The 397-nt window shown below is 55.7% G+C and carries 1 protein-coding gene; it reads left to right on the top strand.

The features are described 5' to 3' along the window. The coding region (locus tag M3234_RS28995; protein WP_262307949.1) for an aldose epimerase family protein at window positions 1-397 on the top strand (397 nt) is incomplete at both ends.

Here is a 397-nt window from a genome sequence, read left to right as displayed (position 1 = left end):
GGTTACAGCGCTGGGATATTATTGAGTACGGCGCCGAGTATTGTGTATTACAGCTGCGTCGGCAGCATGCCTGCGGTTTCGATTATCTGGCGCAGCTCCGCTACCAGTTGCTGCGTAACCAGCTGATAGCGGAGCTAACGCTTACCCACTATGGGGAGGTCCCTGCGCTTTACGGCTGCGGCTTTCATCCCTTTTTCCCTTTCGATGAACGCAGCAAGGTTCAGTTCCAGGTCAGCGGTTACTGGCCGGAAGGGGAGAATCACTTACCTCTCAACTGGCAAGGAAACTTGCCCGACTATCCCAATTTCAGCGTGGCTCAGTTCGGTGAAGATCGTTGGCTGAACGTGGGTTATTCCGGCTGGGGCGGGCGGGCGAGGGTAAGCAATGACGTGATGAG

This window comes from Neobacillus niacini, from assembly GCF_023715785.1.
Taxonomy (GTDB): domain Bacteria; phylum Bacillota; class Bacilli; order Bacillales; family Cytobacillaceae; genus Neobacillus; species Neobacillus niacini_E.
This window is presented reverse-complemented; position numbering and strand designations above follow the sequence as displayed.